Source organism: Mesorhizobium sp. M2A.F.Ca.ET.043.02.1.1 (genome assembly GCF_003952405.1).
Lineage (GTDB): Bacteria > Pseudomonadota > Alphaproteobacteria > Rhizobiales > Rhizobiaceae > Mesorhizobium.
In genome coordinates, this window is sequence record NZ_CP034445.1 from 1450451 (window position 1) to 1464515 (window position 14065).

The 14065-nt window shown below is 64.1% G+C and carries 17 protein-coding genes; 11 read left to right on the plus strand and 6 right to left on the minus strand.

Features of this window, described 5'->3' with window-relative positions; genetic code table 11:
* Positions 1-79: 79 nt before the first annotated feature.
* The 4 genes from EJ068_RS06850 (at position 80) to EJ068_RS06865 (ending at position 3725) form a co-directional block, all read left to right on the plus strand.
* Positions 80-733: a TetR/AcrR family transcriptional regulator gene (locus EJ068_RS06850; protein ID WP_126081538.1), complete on the plus strand. Its 654-nt coding sequence runs from the start codon at positions 80-82 to the stop codon at positions 731-733.
* 41 nt (positions 734-774) lie between these two features.
* On the plus strand, positions 775-1806 hold the full coding sequence (locus EJ068_RS06855; protein WP_127252129.1) for a histone deacetylase family protein: 1032 nt from the start codon (positions 775-777) through the stop codon (positions 1804-1806).
* Between the two features lie 441 nt (positions 1807-2247).
* Positions 2248-2958 (plus strand): helix-turn-helix transcriptional regulator, encoded by a 711-nt coding sequence (locus EJ068_RS06860; RefSeq protein WP_126059636.1) that lies wholly within the window; start codon positions 2248-2250, stop codon positions 2956-2958.
* Positions 2955-3725 carry a helix-turn-helix transcriptional regulator gene (locus EJ068_RS06865; RefSeq protein WP_127252128.1) on the plus strand — a complete coding sequence of 257 codons (771 nt, stop codon included), beginning with the start codon at positions 2955-2957 and terminating at the stop codon, positions 3723-3725. The genes EJ068_RS06860 and EJ068_RS06865 overlap by 4 nt, the downstream gene beginning before the upstream one ends.
* A 64-nt stretch (positions 3726-3789) precedes the next feature.
* On the opposite strand, the gene EJ068_RS06870 is transcribed toward EJ068_RS06865, so the two are convergent.
* The 6 genes from EJ068_RS06870 to motA are packed head-to-tail and all read right to left on the minus strand — an operon-like array spanning position 3790 to position 8674.
* Complete coding sequence (locus tag EJ068_RS06870) at positions 3790-4227, minus strand: hypothetical protein (protein WP_042640450.1); 438 nt, start codon at positions 4225-4227, stop codon at positions 3790-3792.
* 17 nt (positions 4228-4244) lie between these two features.
* Positions 4245-5327, minus strand: coding sequence for a flagellar biosynthesis protein FlhB (flhB, locus tag EJ068_RS06875; protein WP_126081536.1), 1083 nt, complete (start codon positions 5325-5327; stop codon positions 4245-4247).
* A 24-nt stretch (positions 5328-5351) separates the two neighbouring features.
* Positions 5352-6374 (minus strand): flagellar motor switch protein FliG, encoded by a 1023-nt coding sequence (locus EJ068_RS06880; protein WP_127252127.1) that lies wholly within the window; start codon positions 6372-6374, stop codon positions 5352-5354.
* A 43-nt stretch (positions 6375-6417) separates the two neighbouring features.
* Positions 6418-6798 (minus strand): flagellar motor switch protein FliN, encoded by a 381-nt coding sequence (gene fliN, locus EJ068_RS06885; RefSeq protein WP_126081534.1) that lies wholly within the window; start codon positions 6796-6798, stop codon positions 6418-6420.
* Between the two features lie 30 nt (positions 6799-6828).
* Positions 6829-7764 (minus strand): FliM/FliN family flagellar motor switch protein, encoded by a 936-nt coding sequence (locus EJ068_RS06890; RefSeq protein ID WP_126081533.1) that lies wholly within the window; start codon positions 7762-7764, stop codon positions 6829-6831.
* 34 nt (positions 7765-7798) lie between these two features.
* On the minus strand, positions 7799-8674 hold the full coding sequence (motA, locus tag EJ068_RS06895) for a flagellar motor stator protein MotA (protein WP_042640459.1): 876 nt from the start codon (positions 8672-8674) through the stop codon (positions 7799-7801).
* A 147-nt stretch (positions 8675-8821) separates the two neighbouring features.
* Between motA and EJ068_RS06900 the strand changes: the two genes are divergently transcribed.
* The 7 genes from EJ068_RS06900 to EJ068_RS06930 all read left to right on the plus strand — a co-directional run bounded on the left by EJ068_RS06900 (position 8822) and on the right by EJ068_RS06930 (position 14065).
* On the plus strand, positions 8822-9943 hold the full coding sequence (locus tag EJ068_RS06900; protein WP_127252126.1) for a DUF1217 domain-containing protein: 1122 nt from the start codon (positions 8822-8824) through the stop codon (positions 9941-9943).
* Between the two features lie 4 nt (positions 9944-9947).
* Positions 9948-10670 (plus strand): flagellar basal-body rod protein FlgF, encoded by a 723-nt coding sequence (gene flgF / locus EJ068_RS06905; RefSeq protein WP_127252125.1) that lies wholly within the window; start codon positions 9948-9950, stop codon positions 10668-10670.
* A 4-nt stretch (positions 10671-10674) separates the two neighbouring features.
* On the plus strand, positions 10675-12081 hold the full coding sequence (gene fliI / locus EJ068_RS06910) for a flagellar protein export ATPase FliI (protein ID WP_126081530.1): 1407 nt from the start codon (positions 10675-10677) through the stop codon (positions 12079-12081).
* Complete coding sequence (locus EJ068_RS06915) at positions 12062-12850, plus strand: hypothetical protein (protein ID WP_128315342.1); 789 nt, start codon at positions 12062-12064, stop codon at positions 12848-12850. Before fliI ends, EJ068_RS06915 begins: the two co-directional genes overlap by 20 nt.
* A gap of 86 nt (positions 12851-12936) precedes the next feature.
* Positions 12937-13317: a flagellar basal body rod protein FlgB gene (flgB, locus tag EJ068_RS06920; RefSeq protein ID WP_126081528.1), complete on the plus strand. Its 381-nt coding sequence runs from the start codon at positions 12937-12939 to the stop codon at positions 13315-13317.
* Positions 13318-13319: 2 nt separating this feature from the next.
* Positions 13320-13736, plus strand: coding sequence for a flagellar basal body rod protein FlgC (gene flgC, locus EJ068_RS06925; protein ID WP_042640471.1), 417 nt, complete (start codon positions 13320-13322; stop codon positions 13734-13736).
* Positions 13736-14065, plus strand: a complete 330-nt coding sequence (locus EJ068_RS06930) for a flagellar hook-basal body complex protein FliE (RefSeq protein WP_126081527.1) — start codon at positions 13736-13738, stop codon at positions 14063-14065. Before flgC ends, EJ068_RS06930 begins: the two co-directional genes overlap by 1 nt.

Sequence of the window (14065 nt, forward strand, 5' to 3'; positions counted from 1 at the left end):
CGTTTGTCAACAGCCGGAATTTGGCATGTATAGTGGACTGCACCGCGTGAGGCCGAGCGGGGAATGGGGGCAACGAGCAGTGAAGCGCAGTCTCGACCGCAAGACCAAAATAGCGCTCGAGCCGCGCAAGCAGCCACGGCAGCAACGGTCGAGCAAGGTGGTCGACAGGATTCTCGACGCAGCGCTGATCCTGACCCGCGAGCAAGGAACCAAGACCCCGACGACGCTCGCCATCGCGCAGCGCGCCGGCCTATCAGTCGGTTCGGTCTACCAATATTTCCCCAACAAGGAAGCCATCCTTCTCGAACTCGGCAGGCGCTGGCTGTCTTCCTTTCCCGAGGTGATTGCCAAGCGTATCAAAGTTGCCCAGCCCACCAACCGCGACGAGTTTCAGCGCGAAGTGCGCAAGCTCTTCATCGACACATCCAGGCTCTATCTCGACAACGTCACGCTGATGCCGGTGATCGAGGCGATATCCGGCAATGCCGACCTGAGGCCGATCCAGGATGGATACGACAAGGAGATCATCGCGCTGTACGCAGCCTGGCTGCAGCATGTGAACCCGGCGCTCGAGGAAAAGACCGCCAAGCGGCTGGGCCTGGTGATGATGGAGGTCGGGCACGCCTGCAGGCTTGTCGGACTGAAGCGGGATCGCAAGACATTCGACCTCATAGAGGACGATGTGGAAGCCATGTGGCTGGCTCTCGTGACCCCCTATCTCAACCTCGACTGATTTCGCACCTCCAACTGTTTTCGTACTTCCAGGGGAATTCCATGAAGACTGTCTTTTCGCCGCTTCACGCCGGTCATTCAGGCCAGATGGAACTGGTCACATCGGCCATCGTGCCCGGTTTCGAGAAACCGTCGCGAGCCGAATTCATCAAGGCGCGGGTGGAGAGCGAGAAGCTCGGGCCGATCATCGGACCCGTCGAGCACGACTTCGCCGCCGCCAAGCGCGTGCATGATGCCCACTACATCGATTTCCTGCCGACGGTCTGGCCGGAATGGGTCGCCGCCGGTTTCACGGGCTCGGCCATGGGCTTCACCTGGCCGACGCGCGGCCTGCGCGGCGACGTTCCGCCGAAGCGCGTCGACGCCCTGCTCGGCTATTATTCCTTCGATGCCGGCGCCACCTTCGTCGAAGGCACCTGGGCGGCGATCAAGTCATCCTATGATGTCGCGCTGACCGCCGCCGCCCTCGTCAAGGGCGGCGAGCGCACCGCCTTCGCGCTTTGCCGCCCGCCCGGCCATCATGCGGGTGCTGCCTTCATGGGCGGCTATTGCTTCATCAACAACGCCGCCGTCGTCGCGCAATGGTTCCGCGACCAGGGCGCCAGGCGCGTGTCGATCCTCGATGTCGACTATCACCACGGCAACGGCACGCAGGAGATCTTCTATCGCCGCGGCGACATCCAGGTGCTCAACCTGCATGGCGACCCAATGGTCGAGTATCCCTTCTTCCTCGGCCACGCCGATGAGCGCGGCGAAGGCGAAGGCGAAGGTTTCAACGTCAACTACCCGATGCCCTTCGGCACCGACTGGGACGGCTGGAGCGCGTCGCTGGAGGATGCCTGCGGCAAGCTCACCGCCTACGCCCCCGATGTCGTCATCGTCTCGCTCGGCGTCGACACCTTCGAGAAGGACCCGATCAGCCAGTTCAAGCTGAAGAGCGTCGACTACCCCAAGATCGGCCACCGCATCGCCAGGCTCGGCCTGCCGACGCTGTTCGTCATGGAAGGCGGCTATGCGGTCGAAGAGATCGGCATCAACGCCGTCGGCGTGCTGACCGGCTTCGAAGATCGCTAAACCGCAATTCGAACCGAAAGGCAGACGCCCCCGGATGCAACCGGGGGCGTCTTTTTTTGCGACCCGGCCGGGAAATCATCGCCTCATTCGGCTTTGGAACCACCGCCAAGCAACGCGAAAACCGGCTGCTGAGTCGCAACGTGAGTCCATCGGATTCGATTTTGTCAAATCGCATTTGATGTCGGATTCATCTGCGGGTAGATTAGACCCGAATCAGCCGGTCCACGGGGGGCGCGGCGACCACCCAAAGTCTCAAGTTCCGGCGCCAGGCCGGCACCAGACGCGGACGGTTTCGCGTTCCCTGGAGGGATTCGGCGCGGTTGGGGCGCCGTTCGCGTCCGTGAGTGTGTCTTCGTAAACGTGATGTGTTTCGGGTCCGGCCGCCGGCTTCGCCAGCACCGGGCACAAGGATCGATTCCGGCAAGAATCCAAGAATTGGAAATGAGCAGTCCCGCCGCGCTTCTCCAACCCGATGCTTCAGGCCCGCACCTGACGTCCCGCGGCGATCTCACCGGTTTTTTCATGCAGCTTGCGGCCGACATCGGCGCCGACAGCTATATGCTGGTCGCCATTGTGCATGACCAGGACCGCAACGACGCGCGCATCGTGTCCTCGAACTGGATCTTCGATGCCATAGAGCTGATCGGCAAAAGGCTGATCGCCAACCTGGCGCTTGGCCCTCTGACCGTGGCGCCCGGGGTGCGCCCAAAGCCATTGGTGGCGGCGCACGCGCCCGACGCCGGCGCATTGCTGACCGGCGAAGAGGCCCGCCTGCTCGACGTGCTCGGCCATGCCGAAATCTACTCGTTGCGGCTCAATGTCGGCCGCCAGCGCCTGTTCGTGCTGTTCTCGGCCGCCGAGGCAGGCAAGATCGACCTGACCGCCCTGATGAAGGCGCAGCTCAAATGCTGCTATGCGCTTTCCAGCATTCCGCAGTTGATCGCGGCGGCATCCATGCAGGACCCGTTGTCGGACCGCGAGCGCGAATGCCTGTTCTGGGTTTCGGAAGGCAAGACCACCGACGAGGTGGCCGTCATCCTCGGCGTCTCGTCCAACACCGTCAACAGCTACATCACGCACGCCATCCAGAAATTCGCGGCCTCGAACCGCGCGATGGCGATCGCGACGGCGATCAGGAGCGGCATCATTTGAAGCACGCACAGGTCAAAGAGGCGGCCGCCGCCCTTTTCAACGATCAGCGCAATCCCTTCGGCGCCTTCTCGCTGGGCTCGGAGACGCATCATGCGGCCACCATTCCGGATGCCGTGCGCCGTTGCCGCTGGATCGCGGTCGACATCAACGCCTCGGCCTTCGGCCTTTATTTCGTCAGCCCCTCGCCTGAGCGCGCGCGTCTCGTAGCGTGCTTCGATTCCGACTATCCGAGCACCGCGGTCGCGACCAAATTCATCTCCGGCGCCAATGGCGAGGATGTGGTGCGCCACAGCCGCATCTCGACGGCGCCGCGCTGGTGGGCCGATGACAGCATCGCCGGATCGCGGCAGATCTTCCAGTCGCTCGCCTGGGCCGAGCCGACTGCTCCGCTGGCGCCTGGTACCAATGGCATCGCCCTTCCCGTGCATGCCGACCGCGGGCAATGCGGGCTGGTCGTCTTCCTGGGCTCTGAGATGGCGTTGTCCAACGACACGCTGTGCGAGATCCACGCTCGCTCCTTCGCGCTTTTCGCGGCCGTCGCCCGCATCCGCCCCAGCGACAGCGGCCGGATGCGCTCGATCTCCAAGCGCGAGCTCGAATGCCTGAAGCTGACCGCCAACGGCAACACCAGCGAAGAGATCGCCAAGCTTCTCAAGCTCTCGGTGCACACTGCCAACCAGTACCTCACCCAGTCGACGCAGAAGCTCAACGCGGTCAACCGCAACCAGGCGGTCGCCAAGGCGCTGCGGCTCGGCCTGATCGAGTAGCAACACCGAGCCTGCGGCGTTGTAAACGTGCCGCAGCGAAATTGGCTCGGCTGCAATCAGATCGTTACGGAAAAGCCAGCGGCTCGGTCCTGCGGATGCGGGCCTCCTCCACGGCGTCCTCGAGCAAGGCAGTGTTGTGCTCAGGCGTCTCGCCGGGCTTCTCGAACGACACGTAGTTGACCACCACGGAAGGCCCGCGCTCGGTCAGCGTCAATTGGAAATAGACCGTCACGCCGCGCGGCCGCAGCTCGAGATCGAGCACGATGCGCGGACTGCCGCTCCAGTCGACATGCGCCTCGCCGCCATGGCCGAGCCGCAATGTGCCCGGCCGGAAGTAAAGCTCGGCCGCCGAATCCACCAGGTCCGACAGGCAGGCGAAATGCTCGAGCCGGATGAAGGCGATATAGTCGGCAACGTCGATCAGCCTCAACTCGCCCACAACAGGCTCGATGGCGCTGGCGACGATCAGCTCGCGGGAATTGGCGTGTGGTTGCCGGTCCATGGATTAGCGGCGTCCGTTCATTGGGTTGCTTTGCGCGAGGCCTTCTTCGAGTAGACGATCCGCACCAATTCGGCGACCGCCTGGTAGAATTGCGACGGGATCACGCTATCAACCGAAACTTGCTTGTACATGGAGCGCGCAAGCGTCACGTCCTCGAAGATCGGGATGTTGTTCTCCCTGGCGATCTCGCGGATCTTGAGCGCCACCAGATCCTGCCCCTTGGCGAGCACGATGGGAGCGGAATCCTCCCCGCGCACATATTTCAGCGCGATCGAATAGTGCGTCGGGTTGGCGATCACCAGCGTCGCGCGCGGGACCGCCGTCATCATGCGCTTGCGCGCCCGGTCGCGCGCCAGCGAGCGCAACCGCGACTTGACGATCGGATCGCCTTCCGACTGCTTCAGCTCGTCCTTCACTTCCTGCTTGGTCATGCGCAGGTCGCGCCGCCAGTGGAAACGCGACCATACGATGTCGACCACCGCGATCAGGCCCATGACGAAAACGATCGCCACCAAAATGTCGACGAAGATGCCGCGTATCACCAGGCCGAACGAGACCGGGTTGGTGATCATGCCGGCGAGCAGCTTGCGATGATCTTGCGAGAGCGTGAAGCTCAGCACCGCGATCGCGAAGCCAAGCTTTGCCAGCGATTTCAGGAATTCGACCCAGCCCTGCACGCCGAACATCCGGCTCCAGCCCTTGGCGATCGAGATGCGCGACAGCTGCGGCCTGATCCGTTCACCGACGATCTGCGGCAGGTTCTGGAAAACCGAAGCGCCGATGCCGGCAACCGTCAGGAGCACGAGCAGGCTGACGACGGCGCGGCCGATCTCGCTCATCACCTGCCTGTAGAGCGAGATGACGTCGGTCTCGGTGTCCATCGGCCAAGCTTCCGGCTTTTCCAGGAAGGTCGACAGGAACATGCCGAGGTCGACGATCGCATCCTTGGCGTAGAAGACCGCGAAAACCAGGATGGCGAGGAAGGACGCAAAGATCGCGGTCTCGCGCGAATGGGGCAGCTTGCCCTGTTCGATCGTGTCGCGGATCTTCTTTTCTGTGGCTTCCTCGGTTTTGGAATCCTTGTCGACCGCTTCCGCCATGACGCTCTGACCGTGTGGCTGTCGTCAGGCGGCTTCGGCGGTGGCTGCCTGCATCGAAGGCAGCTCGAAGGCGCCTTCGCGCGACAGCCGGATGGCGGCGCTCGATATGCTCTTGCGGGCCGCCATGATGTCGGCAAGCGCAATGCCTTCCGATCCCTGTCCAAGCTCGGATTCGATCATGCGGCGAGAGCGCGCGCCGATCGCCGACAGTGCCGATTCGGCCAGCTCCGGCGACGCGCCGCGAAGCGCCAGCGTGACGAGTTCGGTCGACAGCCCGTCGAAGAGCAGAACCCGGGCTTTCTGCGGCAGCAGCGGCAGATCGTCGAAGGCGAACAGCCGCGACTTGACGCCAGCGAGATCGGGCGTGCCGGCTTCCTCCAGGTCCTGCATCAGGTCGTCCAGTTCCGGCTTCGCCATCTCGTTGAGCATGCTGGCGACGCGTTCCTGCCCGGCCGTGGTGTCCCTGCTGGCCTTCTGCGACAGCACGCTCACGCGCAGCTGGTTCTCGACGATCCTGGATGCCGCGTCCGGGATGTTGGCCATCGTCACCATGCGCTTGATGATCTGGCTGCGCATCGGCTTTTCCATGGTGAGCAGAACATTGGCGGCGGCCTGCGGCGCCAGCTTCGAAAGCACCATCGCGGACGTCTGCGGATGCTCGCCCGCAAGGAAGGCGCCGAGCCTTGCCGGTTCGAGCTTCTCGAGGTCCGGCCAGATCGGCGCGGGCCCTTCCGCGACCGGCTCGAACTTCTTCTCGCCCATGATGGCGCTCATCTCTTCGGGCGACAGCGATTCGTTGAGGATCGTGTCCATCCGGTCGGCCGAATCGAGCAGGCCCGCACCCTCGGTGAACTCGGCCTCGAACTCGGCGACGATGCGCTCCAGATCGGCCTGCGGGATGGTGCGCAAGAGACGCGCGCCCTCGATCAGCGCCTTCAGCTCATCCTGCTTGAAGAATTTGAGCAGCCGGCTGGCCGCGGGCTTGCCCATGGCCACCAGTATGGCTGCCGCCTTTTGCGGACGTGTCAGCGCCAATGCCGTCGTCATGCGTGTTGCCCTCGCTGCCGATTGGTCCGCCCGCCGACCATTCTCAGGCGCTCTTCGTCGCGGCGATGATCTCGGTGAGCCTGATGCCGAAGCGCGTCGGATCGCTTTCCAGCACGGTGATCTCGCCGCGCGCTATTCTGCGGCCGTTGACGACCACGTCGACCGGCTCGCCGATACGGCGGTTGAGCGCGACCGTGGAGCCCTTCTGCAGCGCCATCAGCTCCGAGACCGGCATTTCCGTGCTGCCGAGGATGATCTGCACGTCGACCGGAATGGTCATGATGATCGAGGAATTGGCGCCCGACTGAAAGGCGTCGTCCGGGCGCTTTTCCTCCTCCCGCAGCACGCCGCGCAGTTCCTCGATGGCGCGGTCGAGCTGTTCGTCGGGCTGGTCGGGTTCGGCTTCCACCTTGGTTTGTGCCATCTGTCGTCTCCATAAAAACCGGGCCTGGCGTCAGCCCGGCATCAGTCCGTCGATGAAATCCTGCCCGGCATCGTGCGGATGGCTGATGCGGACGGTGTAGTTCTGTCCGAGCTTGCCGAACTCGCAGACAAACAATGTCTTGTCGCGGGCGCTGAGTCTGGCGTTGAGCTGCGCATTCTCCTCGAATTCTATCACCTGGCCGGGCTCGAACGCGGCGAGGTCGCCGAGCGTCAGCCGGGCGAGCGGCATCGTCGCTTCGAGCCGGACGGTCGAGCGCATCACCTCTTCCGAGAAACGGGCACGCCAGTCGAATTCGCTGCTCTCGCCTTCCTCGACTTTGGCGTTTGCGCCACGCGTCGAGAGAAGGATGCGCTGTGGGATCATGACCGTGATCATGCCGGTATCGGTCTGCGTGGAGATGCCAAACACGATGCGGACTGCGGCGCCGTCGCGCAGGATGCGCCGCCTCGCTTCGCCGCCAGACGTTGCGCGAGGCACCGGCAGACGCAAATCCAATGAGCGCCGGCCCGATCCGTTGAGCGCCGTCGCGACCTCCTGGAACACGGTGGTCGCGACATCGGCCTCGATCTGCGACAGGTCGCGCTCGATCGGCGCCACCGGCTGGTCGGGATCGCCGCCGAACAGCGCGCTCACCATGACGGCGACCGCATGCGCATCCATCACCAGCGTCATGGCGTCGGCCGAGGTCGGCGACGAAACGATGGTCAGCGCAAAGGCATCGCCGGCGCGCGAACGCGCCTCGGGAACGCGGCCGACCTCCACCGCCTGCAGGTCGACGGTCACCGGCGCGCCGAGCTCGCTTGCAAGCGCCTTTTGCAGCACCGGGACCGCCCGTTCGGCCATGCCGCGGCCGACGCCGATCACCTGCGCCGCCTCGCCACTGTCGCCGACGAGACGCTCGATGATCAAGGCCCGCGTTTCTGACGGACTGGCCGGACTGGTCATGGCGGCAGGCGGCCCTGTCTCGGATCGAGCATGCTCAGGCCGCCTTCTTCTCGGCGGAGCCGGCGTTCATGGTGCTCTGCTCGACGGCATCGATCGTCGGACGCTCATAGGAGGAGATGGTCTTGCGACCGAATTCGATCGCCACCTGCGGCAAGGCGCCGTTCATATACGCAAGCAGCGTCTGCTTGACGATGATGTAGAGGCGGTTCTTCTTCTCGCGCACCGTCTTGATCTTGGTGGCGACCGGACCGACCACCGCATAGGACAGGAAGATGCCGAGGAAGGTTCCGACGAGCGCGGCGCCGATCAGGCCGCCGAGGATCTCGGGCGACTGGTCCAGCGCTCCCATCGCCTTCACCACGCCGAGCACGGCAGCCACGATGCCCAGCGCCGGCAGGCCGTCGCCGACCGCCACCATCGCGTGATAGGCCTTCAGCTTGTCGCTGCGGATCGTCTGGATCTCTTCATCCATCAGCGCCTCGATCTCGTGCGAGCGGGCATTGCCGATGATGATGATGCGGCAATAGTCGCAGATGAAATTCGTCAGGTCATGGTTCTTGAGCACGGTCGGGAAAGCCTGGAAGATGGCCGACTCCTCCGGATTGTCGATATGCGCCTCGACCTCGCTGCGCGATTTCGAGCGCAGTTCGCGCATCAGGCTGTGCAGGACGCCCAGCGTCTCGAGGTAGTCGCGCTCCTTTGGCACCGCCTGCTTGAAGGCCTCGAGAATGCCCTTGCCGGTGTCCTTGACCGTCTTCATCGGATTGGCGACCAGGAAGGTGCCGAGGGCCGCGCCACAGATGACCACCGCTTCCCAGGGCTGCAGCAGCACGTGCAGATGGCCGCCCATGGCCATGAAGCCGCCGAGAACGCAGCCGAGCGTCACCACAAGTCCGATCAGAATGCCCACGGCAGGTCCTTCCGCATGTCACGTCGTGGATCAGGGATAGTCCCCGTGCCTTGTGTGAGGCTTGAATCGAGGGCACCGGACACGATTCAGCTTCGCGCAAGGAAGTGACGTTATTGTTCCGGGATAGCTTCGGCCGGAGGCATGCCCTTGCTCAGTACCTATATCAGCTACCAGTTGATCGCCAAAGACATCCCCAAGTCTATCGCCCGCATCGAGCAGCAGCCGACGGTCGATCGCGACACCCAATACTATCTGGCCAACATCACCAAGGTGAAATCGATCGACGATTTCGTCAACAATGATCGCTTGTTCAAATACGCCATGAAGGCCTACGGGCTGGAGAACATGGACTACGCCAAGGCCTTCATGGTCAAGGCGCTGAAGGAAGGCGTTTCCGATCCCGACAGCTTCGCCAACAAGCTGACCGACAAGCGCTATGCCCAGTTCGTCAAAGCTTTCAATTTCGCGGCGGACGGCGCCAATGCGACCGTCTACAACCCGGCGCAGCAGCTGGTGACGAAAAACTACGCCATCCAGGCCCAGATCGCCGGCCTTGACCCGAATTCGGACTATGTGAAGGGCGAGACGACCTACTATCTCGCCAACATCACCAAGGTGAAATCTGTCGACGATCTGATGTCGAACAACCGGCTCTATACTTATGCACTGGCGGCCTACGGCCTGGATTCAGCAACCGAGGACAAGGACCTGATCAAGTCGGTCCTGCAAGGCGGCGCGCGTGATCCCGACAGCGTCGCCAACCAGCAGACCAACAAGGCCTATGCCGGGCTGGCCTCTGCCTTCAACTTCGAGCAATACGGCGCAAACACCACCACCTATGTTCAGGCGCAGCAGCCGACCGTCGACATTTACATGCGCCAGACGCTGGAGGAGGATGCCGGCAAGACCAACGAGGGCGTGCGGCTGGCGCTTTATTTCCAGCGCAAGGCGCCCGACATCACCAGCTGGTACGACGTGCTGGCAGACACCGCTTTGGCCAGCGTGGTGCGCACCGCGCTCGGCCTGCCTGATTCCTTCGCCACCGCCGACATCGACAAGCAGGCGCAGCTCTTCGGGCAGAAGCTCGACATCAAGGACTTCACCGACCCCGAGAAGCTCAGCAAGTTCCTGACCCGCTTCACCAGCATGTACGAGGTCGCCCACCCGACCTCGACGGCGGTGACGTCGGTCAGCGTGCTCTTCGCGCAGCCCACCAGTGTCGGCATCTCCACGGATCTGATGCTGGCCATGCAGCAATTGAAGTTCTGAGATCATGCAGGACAGTCTTTACGTCGCCCTTTCCTCTCAGATCGCGCTCGAGCGCCGTCTAGACACCATCGCCGACAACGTCGCCAATGCCTCGACCATCGGCTTTCGCGCCACCGGCGTGAAGTTCGAGGACGTGGTCTCGGGCACCGGGCCGAAGTCGGTCTCCTTCGCCTCCTCCGGCAATACCTATCTTTCCGGCGCGCATGGCGCGCTGACCGAAACCGGCAACCCCTTCGACTTCGCCATCCAGGGCGACGCCTGGTTCGCCATCGATACGCCCGCCGGCACGGTGATGACGCGCGACGGCCGCTTCTCCATGAACGAGAACGGCGAGCTGATGTCGATCGAAGGCTATCCGGTGCTGGACGGCGGCGGCGCTCCCATCCAGCTCGATCCGCGCAACGGGCCGCCCAAGGCAGGCGCCGACGGCTCGCTCAGGCAGAACGACCAGCTGGTCGGAGCGATCGGTCTCTACAATTTCGACCCCGGCGAGAATTTCGTCCGCTACGGCAATTCGGGCATCGTTCCGGCGCGCACGCCCGAACCGGTCACCGATCGTTCGGACCTCGGTGTCGCACAAGGGTTTCTGGAAGAGTCGAACGTAAACCCGGTGCTGGAAATGACCCGGCTGATCCAAGTGCAGCGCGCTTTCGAGAACACGGCGGCGCTGATGCGGCAGACCGATTCCTCCACCGACGACGCCATCAAGACGCTCGGCTCGAAGTGACGGCATGACGACCGGCTCGTCCCTGTTGCGCGCTTCCGAGAGCCCGGCCAATTCCGGAAGGACGGACCGGCTGGCCGCGCTCGAACGCATCTGGCGCCGGTTCGACGATCCGCAGGCGTTGCTTGCGCGCGGCGGCCGCATCGCCGAGATATCGCCGACGCATTACAAGGTCCGCGGCCTGTCCGGGATTGCCAGGCTCGGCGACATCGTCGAGCAGCGCGGCAAGGCCGGCGCGCGACGCGGCGAGATCGTCAAGATCGGCAGCGACGAGGTGGTGATAGCTCCCTTCGAGCGCAGCGCCGATGCCGGTATCGGCGGCGCCGTCTTTCGTCGCGGCCCGCTCACCGTTACGCCGCATGTCTCCTGGCGCGGGCGTGCCATCGACGCCTTGACCCGCCCCATTGACGGCGGTCCCGCGCTGATCCGGCCGAATGCCGCCGATGTCACGCATGGCGCGACGCCGGGCGCCTTGTCGCGCCAGCGCGTCGGCACCGGCTTCCTCACCGGGGTGCGGGTGATCGACATCTTCACCCCGCTCTGCTTCGGCCAGCGGCTTGGCATCTTCGCCGGTTCCGGCGTCGGCAAGTCGACGCTGCTTGCCATGCTCGCCGGCGCCGAGGCCTTCGATACCGTGGTCGTGGCCCTGATCGGCGAGCGCGGCCGCGAGGTGCGCGAGTTCCTCGAGGATACGATCGGCGCCGAGAGCATGGCCAAGACCGTCGCCGTGGTCGCCACCAGCGACGAAAGCGCCATGATGCGCCGGCGTGCGCCCGACACTGCCATGTGCGTGGCCGAGCATTTCCGCGACCAGGGCCATCGCGTGCTCCTGGTGCTGGATTCCATCACCCGCTTCGCGCATGCGCTACGCGAGGTGGCGACCGGAACGGGCGAGCCGCCGGTCGCACGCGGCTATCCGGCCTCGGTCTTCACCGACCTGCCGAAGCTGCTCGAACGCGCCGGCCCGGGCGCCGAGGGAAAAGGCTCGATCACCGCCATTATTTCCGTGCTGGTCGACGGCGACGACCACAACGACCCGGTCGCCGATTCGGTGCGCGGCATCCTCGACGGCCATGTCGTGCTCGACCGCGCCCTTGCCGAGCAGGGCCGCTATCCGCCGGTCAATCCGCTGTCGTCCATCTCGCGCCTTGCCGACAAGGCCTGGAGCCCGGAACAGCGCGTGCTGGTGACCAGGCTGAAATCGATGATCGCGCGCTTCGAGGATACGCGCGACATCCGTCTTTTGGGTGCCTACCAAAGCGGCGCCGATGCCGAGCTCGACAACGCCGTGCGCCAGGTGCCGCTGATCTATGAGGCGCTTACGCAATCGCCGAGGGACCGCGCGTCGGCGGATCCGTTCGCCGACCTCGCCCGCCATCTCAAGGGGAAGCTGAATGGCGATCAAGGAGACTGAGCTCCAATATACCGAGCGCATGTTGCGCGACATGCTTGCCGAGGCCGAGGCGGCGGAAAGGGCCGAGGCCGACGCGGCAAGATCCGCCAAGGACAAGGTCGCGAATGCCAAGACACAGAAGACAGCGGCTCTCCTGAACAGAGCTGACAGGCCGCATCCGCCGCGGACATCCGCCGCCGGGAGCGCCGATGTCGCGCAGGCCAGCCGCGATTCCGTGCTCGACGGGCTTTTTCCCCGCACCGAGTGGCCGGAGCCACCGAAAGCCCAGTTCCCGCGCCTGGCCGACAGGAGCGCCGACCGCCGCAGCGATTTCGTCATCGCCGCGCTCGGCATCACGCTCGGCCTCATCTGCGCGTTGTTCCCCTGGTACATCTTCTTCAACCAGGAGCAGTTCGGCGTCCAGACCATCAAGTTCGGCGGCAGCGGCAGCAATTCCGGACGTGAGGGCGGTGGCGTTGTGGCTCAACGCAGCGGACCGCTGACGGCCAAGGACGTTCCCAATCCCGATATCGACCTGTTTGCGACCGGCACGGTGCAGGATGATCCCGCCCCGCCGCCCGCCGACCAGCCCTTCCCGGCCGCCGCTTCCGAATTCAAGATGGTGCATGTCGCCAACGGCCGCGCCATGATCGAGGACGATACGGGTCTGTGGGTCGTTCAGCGCGGCTCCGTCCTGCCGGATTCGAGCCGCGTCGCCTCGATCGAGCAGCGCGGCGGCAAGTGGGTGATCGTCACCAGCACAGACAAGGTGATCCAGCTCTCGAAGTAACGGAGCCGGGCCGTACAGCCCCGCCCGCGCAAGGTCCGCGCAAGACTGGCCGCCTAGTCTTGTGCGTACTTGTCCGGGAGATTCCCATGGAACCCGTAAATCTTTTCGACCTTGCCACGCGGCAGTCGCAATGGCTGACCGTGCGCCAGTCGGCGATTGCCTCCAACATCGCCAATGCCAACACGCCGGGCTATACGGCCAATGATGTCGAGCCGTTCGAAAAGGTCCTCGACCGCACCGCGGTGACGCTGGCTGCCACGCAGACGGGCCATCTCGGCGCCGAAACCACCAATGCCGGCTTCAACGTCAAGCCGGAGGATCCAGACGGCGCGATCATGCCGTCGAAGAACACCGTCGTTCTCGAGCAGGAGCTGATGAAAGCCGGCGAGGTTCGCCGCTCCTTCGAGCTCAACACGGCGATCGTCAAGGCCTTCCATTCGATGATGACGATGGTGGTGAAGAGCTGACCATGGACGCCCTCACCGCAGCCCTCAAAGTCGCGGCCTCCGGCCTTGGTGCCCAGTCGGAGCGCCTGCGCGTGGTCTCGGAAAACCTCGCCAACGCCCAGTCGACCGGCAGCACGCCCGGCGCCGATCCCTATCGCCGCAAGACGATCACCTTTCAATCCGAGGTCGACCGCGCAACCGGCGGCTCGCTGGTGGAAGTGAGCGGCATCAATCGCGATCCTTCGGATTTCCCGATCGAATTCCAGCCCGGCAACGAAGCCGCCGACGCCAAAGGGTACGTCAAGATGCCCAACGTCAACACATTGGTCGAAATGGCCGACATGAGCGAGGCGAACCGCTCTTATGAAGCCAACCTGCAAGTCATCAAGCAGGCTCGCGATCTGATTTCCATGACCATCGACCTGATGAGGAACCAGTAATGATTGGCGGTATTGGGGCACTACAGTTCAAACCGGCAATCGACGGCACCGACTCGGCCGCGCCGGGCCTGCTTCAAGGCGGTGTCGGGACGCAGGCCAGCGAAAGCATCGGCAGCAGCTTCGCCGACGTCCTCAGCCAGGCCGCGACGAAGACCGTCAACACGCTGCAGGGTGCCGAGCAGATGTCGATACAGGCGCTCAAGGGCGACGCCGACACCCGTCAGGTTGTCGATGCGGTGTTGAGCGCCCAGCAGGCGCTGCAGACGACCATCGCCATCCGCGACAAGGTCGTCTCGGCTTACCTCGAGATCAGTCGCATGAGTATCTAG